The organism is Mesorhizobium sp. M1163, from assembly GCF_040318415.1.
GTDB lineage: Bacteria > Pseudomonadota > Alphaproteobacteria > Rhizobiales > Rhizobiaceae > Mesorhizobium.
Genome location: NZ_JAMYMF010000005.1, coordinates 203,182 through 221,079, shown reverse-complemented (window position 1 = coordinate 221,079; position 17,898 = coordinate 203,182). Strand labels below are relative to the sequence as shown.

The following is a 17,898-nucleotide window of genomic DNA, read 5'->3' as shown; positions in this document are numbered from 1 at the left end:
TTATGCGCATGACCGATACGCTCGACGCAGCGAAACTGACCGACCGCGTCGCGGCCCTGGTCGAGGCTGCCAAACGGGCCGGCGCCGATGCCGCCGATGCGGTTGCAGTACGCGGCCGCTCAACCGGTGTGTCGGTGCGGCTTGGCAAGGTCGAAGGCACAGAGGCGTCCGAGAGCGAGGACGTCTCGTTGCGCGTCTTCGTCGGCAGACGGGTGGCGAGCGTTTCGGCAACGGCGGCATCCGACCCCAATATGCTGGCTGAGCGCGCCGTCGCCATGGCCAAAGTGTCGCCCGAAGATCCCTATCAGGGTCTCGCCGATCCGGCCTTGCTGGTCAAAAAGCCGCGCGATCTCGATCTGTTCGACGCCACCGAGGTATCGGCGGACCAGTTGAAGGAAGCAGCCCTTGCCGCCGAGGCGGCGGCGCTTGCCGTCAAGGGCGTCACCAATTCGGCCGGCAGCGGCGCCAGCGCCGGGCTCGGCGGCCTTGTGCTCGCCACTTCGCATGGGTTTGTCGGCCATTATGTCGCGTCGCGCTTTTCGCGCTCGACCAGCGTCATCGCCGGCGAGGGCACCGGCATGGAGCGCGATTACGAATTCTCCTCGCGCCAGCATTTTTCCGATCTCGACGCGCCGGAAGACATCGGCCGCAAGGCCGGTGAGCGCGCCGTACGCCGCATTGGCGCGCGCAAGGCGGCGACCGGGCCGGTCGACGTGGTGTTCGATCCGCGCGTCGCGCGCGGCATTGCCGGCCATCTCGCCGGTGCCATCAATGGCGCCGCGGTGGCGCGCAAGACCAGCTTTCTGCGCGACATGATGGGCAAGAAGGTGGCTTCGGCCGCAATCACCGTCACCGACGAGCCGCTCCGGCGCCGCGGCCAGGCCTCGCGCCCCTTCGACGGCGAAGGCGTCGAGGGCGAGAAATTGTTCATGGTCGACAAGGGCGTGCTCAACCACTGGTTCCTGTCGACCTCGGCGGCGCGGGAACTCGGCCTCGTCACCAATGGGCGCGGCTCGCGCAGCGGCTCGTCGGTCTCGCCATCGTCGACCAATCTCGCCATCGAGCCCGGGGAAAACACGCCGGAAGAGCTGATCAAGTCGCTCGAGACCGGCTTCTACGTCACCGAAGTGTTCGGCCAGGGGGTCGACATGGTGACGGGCGAATATAGCCGCGGCGCTTCCGGCTTCTGGATCGAGAATGGCGAGCTGGCCTATCCCGTTGCCGAGGTGACCATCGCCTCCAATTTGAAGACGATGTTCCTCAACATGGTTCCGGCGAGCGATCTCGACCGCAATTTCGGCACTGCCGCGCCCACGCTTTTGATCGAAGGGATGACCCTTGCCGGAGCTTGATCCGGCCGTCTCGGCCGGCGCTACTGAAGACCTGCAGCTGCTGCGCGACGCTGCCCGCGAGGCGGGGCTCATCGCCATGCAGTACTTCAACAACAATCCGCAAGTATGGATGAAGGGCGGCACCTCGCCGGTCAGCGAAGCTGATCACGCCGCCGACAAATATCTGCGCGAGACCTTGCTGGCGGCCCGGCCGGACTATGGCTGGTTGTCGGAGGAAACCGTCGACGACCCGGTAAGGCTTGTCGCGCGCCGCACCTTCGTCGTCGATCCGATCGACGGCACGCGCGGCTTCCTCGAAGGCCTGCCCACATGGTGCGTCAGCGTCGCGGTGGTCGAGAACGGCCGCACGCTTGCCGGCGTGCTCGACTGCCCGGCGAAGGGCGAAATCTATTGGGCGCTGCCGGGCGAGGGCGCATTCCTGAATGGCAAGCGCATCAGCGTGCGTCCGCCGTCGGAAACGGCCGAAATCGCCGGACCGAAGGCGATGATCGACCTGATGCCGGCGAAATGGCACAAACGGCTGAAGCGCGTGCCCTATATTCCTTCGCTCGCCTACAGGTTGGCGATGATCGCCGGCGGCCAGCTCGATGCCACCTTCGTCAAGGCCAACGCGCATGACTGGGACATCGCCGCGGCCGACCTCATCCTGCGCGAGGCAGGCGGCGCCGTGCTCGATCGGCACGGCCGCGCGCCGCTCTATGCCGGCGAAGTGATCCGCCACGGCGCGCTTGCCGCCGGCAGCGGCGAACTCCTCGCTGTGCTCGCCGGCGTCATCGCCGGGCTGGACAATTGACCATCATCAATAGTTCCAAAGTCGGCGGCTTTGGTCTAGACCTGTCCCAAACTCACGATATGTGAAGGATCGACATGGCCGCTGAAGACGGAAAGAAACAGCTTTTGCACCTGGTGTTCGGCGGCGAACTCAAGAAGCTGGGCGGCACCGAATTCCGCGACCTCGACGCGCTCGACGTAGTCGGCATCTATCCCGACTATCAATCGGCGCACGCCGTCTGGAAGGCCAAGGCGCAAGCCAGCGTCGACAATGCCCATATGCGTTATTTCGTCGTTCACCTGCACCGCCTGCTCGACCCCGAAAACAAGGCTGCCGGTTGACATCGATGAACCATGAAGCGGTCAAGCGATCAGCCCCGCGGTCGGCGGTCAGACGTCGCAAGCCGAAGACGTTCTGGCGCAAGATCCGCGAACCGCTGGCGCAGTCGCGATTCGTCAAGAATGCGCTTGCCGCGCTGTTTGCGTATTTCGTCCGCCTTGTCCGCCTGACCAACCGCATGGTCGACGGATCGGCGAAGTTTTCCGGCGGCGCCTATGCGCAGCTCGAGCCTGGCATCATCGCGCTCTGGCACGGCCAGCATCTGCTGACGCCGGCCTATTATCCCAAGGGACGGCCACTGGTTGCCATGGTGTCGCGCAGCGCCGATGCCGAGCTCAACGCGCTGATGGTCGAGAAATTCGGCATCGAGGCGGTGCGCGGCTCTGGCGGGCGCGAAAGCGCAAGGCATCTCGACAAGGGCGGCGCCAAGGCGCTCATCGCCCTCAAAAAGTCGCTCGCCACCGGCAAGAATGTCGCCATGATTGCTGATATTCCCCACGGCACGCCGCGCGATGCGGGGCTCGGCGTCGTCCTCCTGGCGCGGCTGTCCGGCCGGCCGATCCTGCCTGCCGCGATTGCCACCAGCCGCCGCAAGGTGATCGAGGGCAGCTGGGACAAGACGACGATCAACTTGCCCTTCGGCCGCTCCTCGATTGTCGTCGGCACGCCTGTCTTCGTGCCGGCCAACGCAGACGCCGCGGAAATGGAACGCAAGCGCCAGGAGGTCACGGCCTCGCTCAATGCCGCGACCGCCGAGGCCTATCGCCTTGTGGACGGTTCGAAATGAGTATGCGCTGGGCGCGCGCCTTCCTGACGGCATACCGCTTCGCCGGGGCCGCCGCCTACCCGCTGGTCGGACCTTATGTCGCCTGGCGCACATCCAGAGGCAAGGAGGATCGCATTCGCCGGCGCGAGCGCTACGGCGTCGCCGGACGCGAGCGCCCCGAAGGCCCGGTGATCTGGATCCATGCAGCCAGCGTCGGCGAGACCATCGCCGTCGTGCCGCTGGTCGAGAGCATTCTCGACTACGGCGTCAACATCGTGCTGACGACGGGCACCGTCACCTCGGCGCAGGTCGCCGAAGAACGGCTGGGCGGCCGCATCATCCACCAATATGTGCCGCTCGACCTCAAGCCGGCGGTCAGCCGCTTCCTCGATCATTGGCAACCGGACCTGGCGATCATCGCCGAATCGGAGATCTGGCCGATGACCATCCTGGAACTCGGCGCCCGCCGCGTGCCGCAGGTTCTGGTCAATGGCAGGCTGTCCGACCGCTCCTTCAAATCCTGGAAGAAGCGCGCCAACATCGCCGAAGCATTGTTCGAAAATCTCGCCCATGTCGTCGCCCAGTCGGATCTCGATGGCGAGCGCTTCCTTTCGCTCGGCGCCCGGCCGGTCACCGTGTCCGGCAATCTCAAGGTCGACACCGCGCCGCCGCCGGCCGACGAACGGGCACTGGCGGCGCTGAAACGCCAGATCGGCGCTCGCCCGACCTGGGCGGCGATTTCGACCCATGACGGCGAAGAGGCGGTCGCGGCCGAAGTTCACGCCATGCTGCACAAGCGGCACCACGGGCTTTTGACGATCATCGTGCCGCGCCATCCCGAACGCGCCGGGCAGCTGGCCGCCCAGATTTCCGGCATGGGCCTGAAGCTGGCGCAGCGCAGCAAGGGCGACAGGATCACCGCCGATACCGATATTCTGCTCGGCGACACGATCGGCGAGATGGGGCTTTATCTGAGGCTGACGGAAATTGCCTTTGTCGGCCGTTCGCTGACTTCCGAGGGCGGCCAGAACCCGCTGGAACCGGCCATGCTGGAGACAGCGGTGCTTGCCGGCCGCAACGTCCAGAATTTTCGCGAGGCCTATCAGCGCCTGCTCGACAGTGGCGGCGCCAAGCTGGTGCGCGACCGCGATATGCTGGCCGGCGCCGTGAATTTCCTTTTGACCAACGAGGTGGCTCGTCACGAAATGATGGCGGCGGGTGCGGCGACGGTCGACGAGATGCGCGGTGCGCTGGCGCACACGCTCAGGTCGCTCGAGCCCTATATCCAGCCGCTGGTCGTCAAGTCGCGCCTGAAGGGCGCGAACGGGCGTTGACGTGACCTCGGAAGCGCCGCCCTTCTGGTGGGAAGAGCCGGACTGGCGGGTCGTGGCGCTGTCGCCGCTTTCCGCCATCTATGCGCTTATCGCCGGTCGCCGCATGCGGCACGCGCCGCGCGAAAAAGTCGAGGCGCCGGTGCTCTGCATCGGCAACTTCACGGTCGGCGGCACCGGCAAGACGCCGGTGGCGATCGCATTGGCCGAGCAGGCCCGGCGCATGCAGCTCAATCCCGGTTTCCTGTCGCGCGGCCATGGCGGCTCCTTCGCGCAGCCGCATGTCGTCGATCCGCACCACGACGCCGCCAAGCATGTCGGCGACGAGCCGCTGCTTTTGGCCGAACATGCGCCGGTCGCGGTGACGCCGAACCGGGCCGCCGGCGCCAGGCTTCTGCTGGAGAAGCTCGGCTGCGATTTCCTGATCATGGATGACGGTTTTCAGAGCGCGCGCATCCACATCGATTATGCGCTGGTCGTCGTCGACGCGCGCCATGGCATCGGCAATGGCCGCGTCATCCCCGGCGGACCGCTGCGGGCGAACATCGTCGACCAGCTGGTCTTCACCAGCGGCTTGCTGAAGATGGGCGAGGGCACCGCGGCCGATACGGTCGTGCGCCAGGCAGCGCGCGCCGGCAGGCCGATCTTCGAGGCGCACACCGCCCCGAGCAGCACGGTGACGCTGGCCGGCAGGCGGTTCCTGGCGTTCGCCGGCATCGGCCATCCCGACAAGTTTTTCGACACCGTAGCCGAGGCCGGCGGCGAGCTTGCGCTGACCCGACCGTTTCCTGACCATCATTTCTACAGCGCGGACGAGCTTGCCGAATTGGCGGCGACGGCACGTAAAGCCGGGCTTGGCCTGATTACCACTGCCAAGGATGCTGCCCGCCTGCGTCACGGCGCAGCGCCGCCGGAATTCCTCGACCGGCTCGATGTGCTGGAGATCGACACCGTCTTCGAGCTCGACCATGTGCCGCAACGCATCATCGACGAAACGCTGGATGCCTGGCGGCAGCGCAGGCTTAAAGGCTGACCGGCAGCTTGAGACCGAGGCAATGCGGGGACCGGAATTTTCCGCCGGTCGAGTGTATTTTGTTCTTGCTTTGTGCCGGCAGCTATGCTACTAATTTGTATATGGTGGTGATTCGCCGACGACCCGCCCTCGAGCCCCGAGGCGGGTTTTTTATTTCAAGATAACTTCTAAGGTTTCGGTGTCGCTGGCTTGACGTCGCGGCAGGAGACGGCGCGCGAAGGATCGCAACGGGGCGACTTGCATTTGCGTCAGACTACCGTCGGCGGCGCAGTTCCGGATGCGCTTCGATCTCGCGGCGCAATGATGCAGCGGCATTCAGATAGGGTTCCTGCCTGGCGACACTCCAATATTTGAGCTCGTCGAGCGGGATGCTCTCGCCGGTCACCGCACAGCGAACGAAGGCGCCGGGGCTAGTCACCTGGAAATCGCCGTCGAGATAGCGGATGCGGGCTTCCTTGCCGCCGGGGCCTTCGAAACGGTTCATCATGGGGTGGAGCCGAAATTCATGACGATGTCATCGCCACAAATTGCGGCGAGGTCAAGCTTGGTTGGCTTTGCCTGCCTCTGTTTCTGGTGACACTTGCTCGAACAAGCCGGCAAAGCGGATGCCAATGCATGTCGCGCAAAAGTGTGCAGCGGTTTTGCGATAACGACATGCATAAACACAAGAACCTGAAGCGCGTCGCATGAGGCCGGTCGAACGCGACGCGCTTCAGGCATCTCATTCTTCGGCGATGATAAACTCTTCGATCCTCTCCGCTGGCAGCCCGGCCTGGACTGCGATGCGACGAGCAAGTTCGGCTGCCGCGGCGCGCGGCCGCCCCAGCGGCCGGTCGAGCCAGTAGGATATCGGACTGAGGGCACGGCGCTCGTCTACGGCGACGATGCGGCCCGATTTCAATTGGTCCACCGTCAATGGCGGACGCGCCAGCGCAATGCCGAGCCCGTGCGCGGCGGCGTCGAGCACGAGGTTGTAATCCTCGAAACGGCGGTCGTGCGGCCGCGGCCGATAGTCCATCTCCTGCGCCGCAAACCAGGCGCGCCACGCCGAAGCGTCGGAATCGTTGATCACCGGAAATTCGAGCAGCCGGGCCGGATCGCCGCGGCCGATCTCCCTGGCCAATTCCGGCGAGGCGACCGGGAACACATATTCTTCGAAAAGCTGCACCGAGATCCGGCCCGGAATGCGGCCGCGCCCGCAGCGGATCGACAGGTCGATGCCCTCGTCGGCAAGATCGCCCTGGCGGATGTCGACGTCGAGCACGATGCGCAGCTTGGACGGGTGGTTCTCCAGCGCCGCCATGCGCGGCATCAACCACAGCCCGCTGACCGAGGGGATCGAGGTCAGCCGCACCACCGCCGTGCCGCGCGGCTCGACCCAGCGATCCGAATTGCTGGCGATCAGGGCGAAGGCTTCGGTGGTGCGCAGATGCAGGCGATTGCCCTCGACGGTCAGCGAGACGCCGCGCGCGCCGCGATCGAAGACTTTCAGCCCGAGCCAGTTCTCGAGCTTGGCGATCTGCCTGCTGACGGCGCCATGGGTGATGTTGAGCTTCTCGGCCGCCGCCGAAAAGCTGCCTGCCCGCGCCGCGGCATCGAAGGCGCGCAGGGTTTCAAGCGGCAGCATCGAGCCTGAGCTGTGATCCATAGTCACAGGTGATACTCGATTTGTTCGTTTGTCAATCGACGCGCAATAGCGTTTCTCTACTTCATGGCATTGGATCGCGAGGACACCGAGATGAGCGTCTATACCGGAACGTTGAATCCGACACAGCGGATGGACACCACCGCTGCTATCGCGGTGGCGTTGACGGTGGTCGGCTGGGCCTCCGCCTTTCCAGCGATCCGCGCCGGCCTTGCCGCCTTCGGGCCGCTGGAACTTGGCGCGTTGCGCTTTGCCATCGCCGCGGTTCCGGCGGCGATCTTTCTCGCGGTCAAGCGGCCGGCTCTGCCCAGACTTGACGAACTCTGGCGCTTTGTCTTCGGTGGTGCCGTCTTCGTCGCGCTCTACACGGTGATGCTCAATTTCGGCGAGCTGACCGTTTCGGCAGGTGCGGCGGGCTTCATCATCAATGTCAGCCCGATCTTCACCGCCATCATGGCCATGGCGCTGCTCGGCGAACGCTTCTCAGGCTTGGCCTGGGCCGGCACATTCCTGTCCTTCGCCGGTATCGGCATCATCGCTATGGGCGAGGGGCAGGGCTTGCATTTCAAGAATGGTGCGCTGCTTGTCCTCGGCTCGGCATTGTGCTCGGCCGTCAACACCATCGTCCAGAAGCCGCTGTTTGGTCGCCACCACCCGCTGACCATCTCGGCCTCGAACATGGTGCTTGGCGCGCTCTGCCTGTCGCCGTTCCTGCCGAGCGGACTGGCGCAAGCGGCGGTCGCCGATACGGCCGGGCTCGGCGCCGTCATCTTTCTCGGCATCGTGCCCAGTCTCATCGCCTACGCTGCCTGGGCAACAGCACTTTCCCGGCTGCCGGCGGCGCGCGCATCGAACTTCCTCTATCTGGTGTCCCCGGTGGCGACGCTGATCGGCTTCTTCTGGCTGGGCGAGGTGCCGACGCTGCTCGGCATCCTCGGCGGGGCGCTGGCGCTGGGCGGCGTCATCGTGGTGAATTTGAGGAGGTGATTCAGATAATTGAAGCTTTTTCCCGACTCAAACCATGAGCCGTTACTGACGACCATTGCGATGCAGACATGAGCCAGGCCGGCGTCTATGTTGATTGCGTTTGCGAAGCGTGGCGAGGGGTCGACATGGGAATGCAGTTTATCTCCGCAATTTTTTTCTTGTTGCTGTTCAGCCAAAATGCGGTCGCGGGTTGGTATCAGATCGAAAATTACGAAGGTTTCATTGGGCCTAACCCAGTCCATCTGTCGCTGCAGAGGAATGACAGTTTCGGCAGCGGGATTACGGTCGAGGGGAGCTATTTCTACGACGCGAAGCAAAGCCCGATAGCAGTGTACGGCAAGATCAACGGCATCAGCGTATCCCTTTGCGAGATTGCGGACGACAAGGAATTCGACCGGGTGCTGGTCATGGGTTCGAAACGCCCGTCGACACCAGTGGATGCCCATTCTCTCTCGACATTGGTGAAAGCGGCGCAACAGGAACCTGGAGCAAGGGTGCGGACAAACATCCCGTCACGCTCAAGAAAGTTGCTAGCCTGGACGATACCGGCGACGGGAAGATTGACGGAACCGTTGAGATCCCGTTCTGGGCGCAGACCGACACCGACAGGTTTTCAGGCATCTACGCGAAAACCGAAGCCGGAATTTGCATGCGAAAATTGCAAGTCATCGGCAAGCGAAGCAAGAAAGTCTATCAAGAGATCGAGTTCGATGACGACAATTGCGACGCGGGAATGCTGATGACGCCAATCTACATGAATGTTCAAAAACAGACGGAAAAAATCGCCGAGATCATTTCAGTAAACTTTCGTGGCGGCGGCGCTGGCTATACAATGGACTATGTTTTCTCTCTTAAAACCAAGAAGTATCATCAATTGGCGAATTGAGCGGGTGCCTCGCTTGGCGTTGCCCAGGTAATGCTTACCGTCGCCCGAACAGCCTCTCGATATCCGCCAGCTTGAGCTCGATATAGGTCGGGCGGCCGTGGTTGCAGGTGCCGGAGCCCGGCGTCGCCTCCATCTGGCGCAGCAGCGCGTTCATCTCTTCCGGTTTGAGCAGGCGGCCGGAACGTACCGAGCCGTGGCAGGCCATGGTCGCGGCTATTTTGTCCAGCCGCTCCTTCAGCGTTTCGACCGTGTCGTTGTCGGCGATCTCGTCGGCGAGATCGCGCACCAGCTGCTGGACGTTGGTCTCGCCGAGCATCGACGGCGTCTCGCGCACCGCGACGGCGCCGGGGCCGAAGCGCTCGATGCCGAGGCCGAAGCGGGCCAGCGTCTCGGAGTGTATGGCAAGCCGCTCGGCATCCTCTTCCGGCAGATCGACAATCTCGGGCAACAGCAGCATCTGCGACGGCACCGCGCGTGAGTGGAGGGCGTTCTTCAAGGCCTCGTAGACCAGCCGCTCATGCGCCGCATGCTGGTCGACAATGACAAGCGAATCCCTGGTCTGGGCGACGATATAATTCTCGTGCACTTGCGCGCGCGCCGCGCCCAGCGCCGTGCCGAGCAGCGTTTCCGCCGCTTCGTTTTGCCCGGCGCGCGCATCGGCGCTGTGCAGCGGCCCGGCGTCGAAGGCCGCCTGCTCGTCCTCGCCGAAGCCGTCGCCCATGTCGAGCGGCCGCTGCGGCGAACGGGCAGGATCGAACCCGGAAAAGCCCGATGCCCGATAGGCGGCCTCGTAGCTGCGGTGACCGTTGGCCGGGCCACCATGCGCATAGGATGCGGCGCCTGGCCGGAACGCCGCCATCATGCCGGCGGCCCCGGTGGTGGCGGCGCGGATGCCGGCATTGGCCAGCGCTTCGTGGATGGCGCCGACGATCAGCCCGCGCACCAGCCCCGGGTCGCGGAAGCGCACGTCGGCCTTGGCCGGATGGACGTTGACGTCGACGATCGCCGGATCGAGCGTCAGGAACAGCACGGTGACGGCATGGCGGTCGCGCGGCAGCACGTCGGCGAAGGCGCCGCGAATGGCGCCGGCGATCAATTTGTCACGCACCGGGCGGCCGTTGACATAGGCATATTGCTGCAGGGCGTTGGCGCGGGTGAAGGAGGGCACCGAGACATGGCCAGCGAGGTGCACGCCGTCCCGCACCGCGTCGATGGCGATCGCATTGTCGGGAAAGTCGGCGCCCATCACCTGTGCCACCCGGCGCAGCCGGCCTTCCGGGCTGTCCTCGGTCGCCGGCAGCTCCAGCGTCGAGCGGTCCGGGCCGGCCAGCGTGAAGCGCACGGCGGGAAAGGCGATGGCGATGCGCTTGACCACGTCGCCGATGGCCGAGCCTTCGGCGCGCTCACCCTTCATGAATTTGAGCCGCGCCGGCGTGGCGAAGAACAGGTCGCGCACCTCGACCGTGGTGCCGCGATTGGCCGCCGCCGGCCTGACGGCGGAGACGCGGCCGCCGGCGATGCCGATCTCGGCGGCGTTTTCACTGGACGCTGTGCGCGAGCGGATCGACAGCCGCGCCACCGAGCCGATCGACGGCAAGGCCTCGCCGCGAAAGCCGAGCGAGCGGATGTCGTGAATATTGTCGGCGAGCTTCGAGGTGCAATGGCGCGCGATCGCCAGCGCCAGTTCCTTTTCCGGAATGCCCGAGCCGTCGTCGCTGACGCGGATCAGGTTCAGCCCGCCACCAGCGGTGACGATCTCGACACGCGTGGCGCCGGCATCGAGCGCGTTCTCGACCAGTTCCTTGACCACGCTTGCCGGACGCTCGATGACTTCGCCGGCGGCGATCTGGTTGATCATCGTTTCGGAAAGCTGGCGAATGGGCATGGCAGCACTATAGGCGGATTCGTGGCCGATACGGGAGGGGGAGAATAGCGTTGATTGTTGCAAGGCAGGGAGACTGCTCCGTTGCGCTCCGTCCCACCCCCCTCTGGCCTGCCGGCCATCTCCCCCGCAAGGGGGGAGATTGGCGGTTCATGCGTCCCGCCAACCTTTGAGACATTGGAGACTGGCGGAGGCCGAGGCGACATCCGATCTCCCCCCTTGCGGGGGAGATGGCCGGCAGGCCAGAGGGGGGTGCTGTCCCGCCACGATGTAGAGATAGGAATATTGTTGAAGTGAATGGGCTTGACCCCCAATTGACTTAGTGGATTTAGTCGGGCGAAGGCCAAAATCTGAAGCGAATGGCCGTTGGAGGCGACATTTTGACGTCATCCTAGATTACTTAATGGTAAACTTCGCTCGATGGATACAGCGTCGAAAGAGTCGTATTGCAAGAGTAATTTTGTTCACTATTTGGACGATTATTTCGATATCGCTAACAGTTGTTCTGGTTTACCTCCTGTATATTCGAAATCTACCATATAGATTATTGTTCAATCGTCGGGTCGTTCTCGAGGAAATCCACGCAGCTGACCGCGACCGTGCACTTCAAGTCATGAGTTTGGGCAGCGCTGCCGCCAGTGCATCGACGGCAAGGCGGACTTTCATCGGCAGATGTGGCGTCTGCAGCCACAGCGCATGGGCGTCATAGAGAAACCTCGGCTGTTCCGGCAATAGCGGGACAAGTACGCCCGCCTGAATGCGCTGGCGAACCAGCCAGTATGGCAGCCAGGCGAGCCCCATGCCGGCGGCCGCGGCATCGGCGATGGCATCGAGATCGTCGAGCCGCAATCTGCCAGCGAGCCTGACCTCCGTCGCAGGCTGGCCATTGCGTGGAAACAGCCACGGCTGAACGGCACGCCCGGAACGGCGGTAGATGATCGCGTGATGGCTGCCGAGGTCATCTATCGCCTGAGGCTGGCCGTGCCTGTCGAGATAGGATGGCGACGCGCAGACGACCATGTGCTGGCGCGCGACGCGCCGCGCCATCACCCCGGCCTGGTCCTCCAGATCGCCCGTTCGGATGGCAAGGTCGCAGCCGTCCTCGGCGAGGTCGGCGAGGGCGTCGCTGAACGACAGGTCAAGTTCCAGCGCCGGATATTGCTGCGCAAGCCCGAACAGGATCGGGGCAACGCAGCGCCGGCCGAAATGCACCGGCATGAGGACGCGCAGCTTTCCGCGCGGTTCGGCAAGCTGGTCGGCGGCGAGTGCATCCGCGGCCTCCGCTTCGGCAAGCACCAGCCGGCAGCGTTCATAATAGGCGCGCCCGAAATCCGTCAGGCTTTGGCGGCGCGTGGTCCGGTTGATGAGGCGCACGCCCAGGCGCTCCTCGAGAAGCCGGACATGCTTGCCGACCATCGGCCCGGATAGATCGAGAGCCGCCGCCGCAGCCGCGAACGAGCCCAGGTCGACGGCTTTGACGAACACGGCCATGCTCGTAAGGCGATCCATATTCAAAACCCACAGTTTCCACTGATCTACTCAAGCGGCTATTTATCCGCCTGATTGCCGCTGGCATAGCACATTCAGTGCAAATATTTTGGAGTTGTGACCGATGGCGCGTGTCGTTCGTTTTTATGAGCTGGGTGGTCCCGAGGTTCTGCGCATCGAGAATGTCGACATGCCTGCGCCGGGACGAGGCGAGATCCAGATCCGTGTCAAGGCGTTGGGTATAAACCGGGCCGAGGCGTTGCTGCGTTCAGGCAGATATATCCAAACCGCGCCGTTGCCTTCTGGTCTTGGGCTTGAGGCCGCTGGCCTCGTCGAAACGGTCGGCGAAGGCGTGGACGGGTTTGCGCCGGGCGATGCCGTCAGCATCGTGCCGCCAGTGTCGATGGCCCGCTGGCCTGCGTATGGTGAGATTGCCACATATCCCGCCGAGCTCGTCGTCAAGCATCCACCATCGCTGAGCTGGGAAGAGGCCGCCGCTGGGTGGATGCAATATCTCACGGCCTACGGTGCGCTGATCGACATTGCCAAACTCGGCAGGAAGGACTTTGTCGTCATCACTGCGGCATCGAGCAGCGTCGGACTGGCGGCGATCCAGATTGCCAACCTGGTTGGCGCGACCCCGATCGCCGTCACACGGACGTCCGCCAAGAAGCGGACTCTGCTTGAGTTCGGCGCGGCCCACGTCATCGCCTCGGCAGAGGTGGATCTGGAAGCCAGGTTGAAGGAAATCGCCGGCCCGGACGGCGTGCGCGTGGTGTTCGACGCGGTCGGCGGGCCGATCTTCGAGCCTCTGACGGCAGCGATGGCACTGGGTGGCATTCTCATCGAATATGGCGGCTTGAGCCCCGACCCGACACCTTTTCCGTTACCTGCAGTGCTAGGCAAGACGCTGACGCTGCGCGGCTATCTCGTCCACGAGATCGTGCGCGATCCGGCCCGGCTACAGGCCGCCAAGACATTCATCCTTGATGGACTGAAATCGGGTTCGCTGAAGCCCGCAATCGCTAGAACCTTTCCGTTTGATCAGATCGTCGAGGCGCATCGTTATCTCGAGTCGAACGAACAATTCGGCAAGATCGTCGTGACGGTTTGACCGGGCATTGTGGGATAGCCTCACGCTTGCGCCGCCAGCCAGTCCCGCACCTTGCGGGCGTTGTCGCTGAGCTCGCGGTTCCTCGACCAGATGACATGAAAGCCCTTGCCGGTCGACATTGTGTGGCCGGTGACGCGCACCAGCAGCCCTGATGCCAGCAGCCGCTCGGCGAGGTGACCCCAGCCGAGCGCGATGCCTTGCCCTTCCATGACTGCCTGGATCACCAGCGCATAGTCATTGATGCGCAAGCCACGCCCGGCATCGGCGATATCGACACCGGCCGAGGCGAACCATTCGTCCCAGCTGGCGGCCTCGCGAAACGGCTCTTCGAGATGAATGAGACGATGCGATGGAAGGTCCTTCACGTTCGCCGGCAGCCCGAACCGGGCCACATAACTAACGCCGGCGACGGGGAATATCACTTCATCGGCCAGCGGCAGCGAATGATAATCCGGCCATTCCTTGGGCTCGCCGCCGCGGACGCCGAGCGGAATGTCTTCGGCGATGATGTCGAGATCGCGGTCCGCGGTCTGGATGCGCAGGTCGATGCCCGGCAGTTCGTCGCGAAACTGCTGCAGGCGCGGCATCATCCAGAACGAGGCGAATGCGGTCGAGGCGGCGAGCGTCACGTGAGCGCCGACGGCGATCTGGCGCAGATCTTCCGCCGACTTGCGGATATGCGACAGGCCGAGCGAGACGTCGGCGTGAAAGCGATCGCCGGCCTCGGTAAGGCTGACTTGCCGGTGGCGGCGCTGGAAGAGTTTGGCGCCGAGCTGCTCCTCGAGCCCACGGATCGCATAGGAGACGGCAGCCTGCGTCATGCCGAGCTCCCGCCCGGCGGCGGTAAAGCTCGACAGCCGGCCGGCGGCCTCGAAAACGATCAGGCTGCCGGCCGAGGGCAGCAGATGGCGCAAGCTTCGCATAAGCTGAGCTTATACAAGAGATCAGGATTTTCCAGCGTCACAGCTGCATTTTGTCTGGCTAGATTGATCGAGACAGGAAGATGGAGCCTCCATGAACGCACCGGCCGTTGAAGTGAGCGAACATACCAATCGTCGCGCGGGTGGCCGCCTGGGGCGCAAGGCGCTGCGGGGAGCTCCCGTAGCGTCATTTCCGACCCTGGTTCGCAAGATTCCGGTGTATCAGATGGTCCCGGACGAGGCGGTGGAGCTCATCCACCAGGAGTCGCTCAGCATCCTCGAAGAGGTGGGATGCGAGTTCCGCGACGACGAGGCTATCGCAATGTGGAAGGCGGCGGGCGCCGATGTCTCCGAGACAAGGGTCCGGATCGACCGCGCCCTGCTGATGGACCTCGTCTCGAAGGTCCCGTCGGAGTTCACGCTCAATGCGAGGAATCCCCAGCGTTCCGTACGTGTGGGTGGAAACAACTCCATCTTCGTGCCGATGTACGGGGCGCCTTATGTGCGCGACCTCGACAACAACAGGCGCTACGGCACACTCGCCGACCTCAACAATTTCCACAAGCTGGCCTACATGGCGCCGGCGCTGCATTCGTCGAGCTCGATCATCTGCGAGCCGATGGAAATCGCGGTGCCGAAGCGTCACCTCCACATCATCCATTCAGCGCTGAAGCACTCCGACAAGCCGTTCATGGGCATCGTGACCTCCAAGGATCGAGCCGAAGACACGATGGCGATGGCAGGCATCGTGTTCGGCGAGGACTATGTCCGCGACAACCCGGTCCTGGTGGCGATCACCAACTGCAATTCGCCGCTGGTCTGGGATGCCACCATGCTGGACGCGATGAAAGTCTATGCGCGCCACAACCAGCCGCTGATCCTCGCGCCCTTCGCCCTTTGCGGCGCCTCGACTTCGGCCTCTGCAGTCGGTGCGGTCGCGCAGGTCAATGCCGAAGCGCTGGCGGGCGTCGCGTTCACACAGCTCTTGCGTCCGGGTTCGCCGCAGATCTACGGACAGTTCATGGTGACGGTCGACATGAAGACCGGCGCTCCCATGGGCGGCACGCCGGAGGCGGCCCAGATGATGTATCTCATGGGCGCGCTGGCGCGGAAGTATCGGCTGCCGTGGCGCACGTCCGGTTTCCATGTCGGCTCGAAGCTGAACGACGCCCAGGCGGGCTACGAGGCGAACATGCTGATGCATGCCGCCATCCTTGCCGGCGCCAACTACATATGGCACTCCGCCGGTTGGCTCGAGGCCGGCCTGACCTGCGGCTATTCGAAATTTGCGACCGACTGCGAGCAGCTCGTCGGCTGGTACAAATATGCTGGCGGGCTGCCGTTCGACGATTTCAAGGAGGCTATGGCGGCTATCCGCGAGGTCGGACCGCAGGGCCATTTCCTCGGCACCCAACACACGCTCCAGCATTTTGAGTCCGCCTTCTTCATACCGAGCATCATGGACTTCAATTCGTTCGAACAGTGGAAGGCGGAAGGAGCAAAGGACCACGACACCCGCGGCCGCGAGAAAGCGCGCAACATGCTCGCCGATTATGAGGAGCCGAAGCTCGATGAGGGCATCGCCGATGGTCTCAAAGATTTGATTGCGCGGCGCGAGGAGAAACTGCCGGACAGCGTTAGTTGATAACGGGCGAAGACCCGATGGGAACCATAACGGAGGAAAAAATGACACTCTTCAGAAGCAATGGTGATCGCGTACCGAGCGCCATCGAAGCGATGGCCAGCGAGGCGCGTGCAGGTCGTGTGGATCGGCGCGAGTTTCTGGCTCTGGCAAGCGCTTTCGGCGCATCGACGGCCCTTGCCTACGGCATGATCGGTCTTGCCGTGCCAGAACGGGCTTTGGCTGAAGAGCCGAAGAAAGGCGGCACGCTGCATGTTTCGATGTCGGTGAAGGCACAAAAGGACCCGCGCACCTACGACTGGGTGGAACTTGCGAACATTTCACGCTGCTGGCTCGAGCCGCTTGTCCGCTACACCCGCCAGTTCACTTTCGAGCCGGTTCTGCTTGAAAGCTGGGAGGTCAATGACGACGCCACCGAATATGTGCTGCATGTGCGCAAGGGCATCACCTGGAACAACGGCGATGCCTTAGGCGCCGATGATGTGGTCTACAATCTGACGCGCTGGTGCGAGAAGGCTGCCGCCGGCAATTCCATGGCCGCGCGCGTCGGTGCGCTGATCGACGCAAAAACCGGCAAGGCCAGGGACGGCGCGATCACCAAGGTCGACGACAACACGGTCAAGCTGAAGCTGAACGAACCGGACATCTCGCTGATCCCGAACTTCACCGATTATCCAGCGCTCGTGGTCCATCGCAACTTCGACGCCGACGGCGCCAATCCGATCGAGAAGCCGATCGGCACCGGGCCGTTCGAACTGGTGTCCTATTCGGTCGGCCAGAAAGCGGTCGTCAAGCGTCGTGAGACTGGCAAGTGGTGGGGCGGTGAAGCGCTTCTCGACGGCGTCGAATTCATCGACTACGGAACCGATTTCAACGCGTCGATAAATGCATTCGACTCCGGCGAAATCGATCTCAACTTCGAGACGCCCGCCGACTTCATAGACATCCTCGACAAGATGGGGCTGGTAAAATCGGAGGTCGCGACAGCGACCACGCTCGTTGCCCGGACCAACGTCACGCACAAGCCCTACGACGACAAGCGCGTCCGCAACGCCCTGCAAATGGCCATCGACAACCAGGCGGTGCTCGAACTTGGCTATGCCGGGCGAGGCACTGTTGGTGAAAACCATCACGTCAGCCCGATTCATCCGGAATACTACGCGCTGCCCAAGAAGACACGCGACGCCGCGGGCGCCAAGAAGCTGATGGCCGAGGCTGGGCAGGCCGACTTCGAGCATGAACTGATCACCGTCGAGGACGATTGGCAAAAGAATACCGGTGACGCTATTGCCGGCCAGTTGCGCGACGCCGGGATCAAGGTGAAGCGCACCGTGCTGCCGGGTTCGACTTTCTGGAACGACTGGACCAAATATCCTTATTCCATGACCATCTGGTACATGCGCCCGCTTGGCGTCCAGGTGCTGGCGCTCGGCTATCGCACCGGCGAGGCGTGGAACGAAACCGGCTACTCGAACCCTGATTTCGATGCCAAGCTCAAGCAGGCTCTGTCGCTTATCGACGTCGAGAAGCGCCGCGAGGTCATGAAGGACATCGAGCAGATCCTCCAGGATTCGGGCGTCATCATTCAGCCGTTTTGGCAGAAGCTGTTCAGCCACATGAACGAGAAGGTGAAGAACTACGGTGTCCACCAAACCTTCGAGATGGATCTCCAGAACGTCTGGCTGAACGCCTGAGTTGCCAGCAGAGGACGCGTTGCAGGATTTCATGGACCGCAAGAAAG

16 protein-coding genes are annotated in these 17,898 nt (G+C 63.4%); 11 read left to right on the top strand and 5 right to left on the bottom strand.

All coding sequences use genetic code 11. The features are described 5' to 3' along the window. Positions 1 to 8: 8 nt before the first annotated feature. The 6 genes from NKH43_RS07600 to lpxK all read left to right on the top strand — a co-directional run bounded on the left by NKH43_RS07600 (position 9) and on the right by lpxK (position 5,593). Positions 9 to 1,352, top strand: a complete 1,344-nt coding sequence (locus NKH43_RS07600) for a TldD/PmbA family protein (protein ID WP_023717163.1) — start codon at positions 9 to 11, stop codon at positions 1,350 to 1,352. Then, the gene (locus NKH43_RS07595) at positions 1,339 to 2,145 is read left to right on the top strand and encodes a 3'(2'),5'-bisphosphate nucleotidase CysQ (RefSeq protein ID WP_023717164.1); all 807 of its coding nucleotides are present in this window, start codon (positions 1,339 to 1,341) and stop codon (positions 2,143 to 2,145) included. The genes NKH43_RS07600 and NKH43_RS07595 overlap by 14 nt, the downstream gene beginning before the upstream one ends. A gap of 74 nt (positions 2,146 to 2,219) precedes the next feature. Continuing rightward, positions 2,220 to 2,465 (top strand): DUF4170 domain-containing protein, encoded by a 246-nt coding sequence (locus tag NKH43_RS07590; RefSeq protein ID WP_023717165.1) that lies wholly within the window; start codon positions 2,220 to 2,222, stop codon positions 2,463 to 2,465. A gap of 5 nt (positions 2,466 to 2,470) precedes the next feature. Next, positions 2,471 to 3,250, top strand: coding sequence for a lysophospholipid acyltransferase family protein (locus NKH43_RS07585; protein ID WP_023717166.1), 780 nt, complete (start codon positions 2,471 to 2,473; stop codon positions 3,248 to 3,250). Then, complete coding sequence (gene waaA, locus NKH43_RS07580; RefSeq protein ID WP_023717167.1) at positions 3,247 to 4,563, top strand: lipid IV(A) 3-deoxy-D-manno-octulosonic acid transferase; 1,317 nt, start codon at positions 3,247 to 3,249, stop codon at positions 4,561 to 4,563. Before NKH43_RS07585 ends, waaA begins: the two co-directional genes overlap by 4 nt. A 1-nt stretch (position 4,564) precedes the next feature. Next, positions 4,565 to 5,593, top strand: coding sequence for a tetraacyldisaccharide 4'-kinase (gene lpxK, locus NKH43_RS07575; protein WP_023717168.1), 1,029 nt, complete (start codon positions 4,565 to 4,567; stop codon positions 5,591 to 5,593). A gap of 253 nt (positions 5,594 to 5,846) precedes the next feature. Here the strand turns inward: lpxK and NKH43_RS07570 are convergent, their stop codons facing one another. Together NKH43_RS07570 and NKH43_RS07565 are read right to left on the bottom strand one after the other, a co-directional pair. Beyond that, positions 5,847 to 6,080 (bottom strand): DUF2093 domain-containing protein, encoded by a 234-nt coding sequence (locus NKH43_RS07570; protein ID WP_031193470.1) that lies wholly within the window; start codon positions 6,078 to 6,080, stop codon positions 5,847 to 5,849. Between the two features lie 234 nt (positions 6,081 to 6,314). Further along, a complete protein-coding gene (locus NKH43_RS07565) occupies positions 6,315 to 7,241 on the bottom strand; it encodes a LysR family transcriptional regulator (RefSeq protein WP_352857293.1) in 927 nt (308 codons plus the stop codon). A gap of 90 nt (positions 7,242 to 7,331) precedes the next feature. Between NKH43_RS07565 and NKH43_RS07560 the strand changes: the two genes are divergently transcribed. Continuing rightward, entirely contained in the window at positions 7,332 to 8,225 is an 894-nt protein-coding gene (locus tag NKH43_RS07560) for a DMT family transporter (protein WP_352857292.1), read from the top strand. Positions 8,226 to 8,589: 364 nt separating this feature from the next. After that, positions 8,590 to 9,111 (top strand): hypothetical protein, encoded by a 522-nt coding sequence (locus NKH43_RS07555; protein ID WP_352857290.1) that lies wholly within the window; start codon positions 8,590 to 8,592, stop codon positions 9,109 to 9,111. Between the two features lie 34 nt (positions 9,112 to 9,145). On the opposite strand, the gene mutL is transcribed toward NKH43_RS07555, so the two are convergent. Together mutL and NKH43_RS07545 are read right to left on the bottom strand one after the other, a co-directional pair. After that, positions 9,146 to 10,996 (bottom strand): DNA mismatch repair endonuclease MutL, encoded by a 1,851-nt coding sequence (gene mutL, locus NKH43_RS07550; protein WP_352857289.1) that lies wholly within the window; start codon positions 10,994 to 10,996, stop codon positions 9,146 to 9,148. Between the two features lie 603 nt (positions 10,997 to 11,599). Further along, entirely contained in the window at positions 11,600 to 12,502 is a 903-nt protein-coding gene (locus tag NKH43_RS07545) for a LysR family transcriptional regulator (protein WP_352857288.1), read from the bottom strand. A gap of 103 nt (positions 12,503 to 12,605) precedes the next feature. Between NKH43_RS07545 and NKH43_RS07540 the strand changes: the two genes are divergently transcribed. Beyond that, positions 12,606 to 13,595 (top strand): zinc-dependent alcohol dehydrogenase family protein, encoded by a 990-nt coding sequence (locus tag NKH43_RS07540; protein WP_352857286.1) that lies wholly within the window; start codon positions 12,606 to 12,608, stop codon positions 13,593 to 13,595. Positions 13,596 to 13,615: 20 nt separating this feature from the next. Here NKH43_RS07540 and NKH43_RS07535 read toward each other — a convergent pair whose 3' ends face one another. After that, positions 13,616 to 14,518: a LysR substrate-binding domain-containing protein gene (locus tag NKH43_RS07535; protein ID WP_352857284.1), complete on the bottom strand. Its 903-nt coding sequence runs from the start codon at positions 14,516 to 14,518 to the stop codon at positions 13,616 to 13,618. A gap of 91 nt (positions 14,519 to 14,609) precedes the next feature. Between NKH43_RS07535 and NKH43_RS07530 the strand changes: the two genes are divergently transcribed. Both NKH43_RS07530 and NKH43_RS07525 read left to right on the top strand, forming a co-directional pair. After that, positions 14,610 to 16,160: a trimethylamine methyltransferase family protein gene (locus tag NKH43_RS07530; protein ID WP_023717176.1), complete on the top strand. Its 1,551-nt coding sequence runs from the start codon at positions 14,610 to 14,612 to the stop codon at positions 16,158 to 16,160. A 41-nt stretch (positions 16,161 to 16,201) separates the two neighbouring features. Further along, positions 16,202 to 17,851: an ABC transporter substrate-binding protein gene (locus NKH43_RS07525; protein WP_352857282.1), complete on the top strand. Its 1,650-nt coding sequence runs from the start codon at positions 16,202 to 16,204 to the stop codon at positions 17,849 to 17,851. The last annotated feature ends 47 nt before the right edge of the window (positions 17,852 to 17,898 follow it).

Excerpts from the sequence above, each read along its gene's own strand:
- NKH43_RS07545 (WP_352857288.1), bottom strand. The coding sequence starts at position 12,502 with ATGGATCGCCTTACGAGCATGGCCGTGTTCGTCAAAGCCGTCGACCTG.
- NKH43_RS07585 (WP_023717166.1), top strand. The coding sequence starts at position 2,471 with ATGAACCATGAAGCGGTCAAGCGATCAGCCCCGCGGTCGGCGGTCAGA.
- NKH43_RS07530 (WP_023717176.1), top strand. The coding sequence starts at position 14,610 with ATGAACGCACCGGCCGTTGAAGTGAGCGAACATACCAATCGTCGCGCG.
- NKH43_RS07560 (WP_352857292.1), top strand. The coding sequence starts at position 7,332 with ATGAGCGTCTATACCGGAACGTTGAATCCGACACAGCGGATGGACACC.
- mutL (WP_352857289.1), bottom strand. The coding sequence starts at position 10,996 with ATGCCCATTCGCCAGCTTTCCGAAACGATGATCAACCAGATCGCCGCC.
- NKH43_RS07570 (WP_031193470.1), bottom strand. The coding sequence starts at position 6,080 with ATGATGAACCGTTTCGAAGGCCCCGGCGGCAAGGAAGCCCGCATCCGC.
- NKH43_RS07600 (WP_023717163.1), top strand. The coding sequence starts at position 9 with ATGACCGATACGCTCGACGCAGCGAAACTGACCGACCGCGTCGCGGCC.
- NKH43_RS07565 (WP_352857293.1), bottom strand. The coding sequence starts at position 7,241 with ATGGATCACAGCTCAGGCTCGATGCTGCCGCTTGAAACCCTGCGCGCC.
- NKH43_RS07535 (WP_352857284.1), bottom strand. The coding sequence starts at position 14,518 with ATGCGAAGCTTGCGCCATCTGCTGCCCTCGGCCGGCAGCCTGATCGTT.
- waaA (WP_023717167.1), top strand. The coding sequence starts at position 3,247 with ATGAGTATGCGCTGGGCGCGCGCCTTCCTGACGGCATACCGCTTCGCC.
- NKH43_RS07525 (WP_352857282.1), top strand. The coding sequence starts at position 16,202 with ATGACACTCTTCAGAAGCAATGGTGATCGCGTACCGAGCGCCATCGAA.
- NKH43_RS07540 (WP_352857286.1), top strand. The coding sequence starts at position 12,606 with ATGGCGCGTGTCGTTCGTTTTTATGAGCTGGGTGGTCCCGAGGTTCTG.
- NKH43_RS07590 (WP_023717165.1), top strand. The coding sequence starts at position 2,220 with ATGGCCGCTGAAGACGGAAAGAAACAGCTTTTGCACCTGGTGTTCGGC.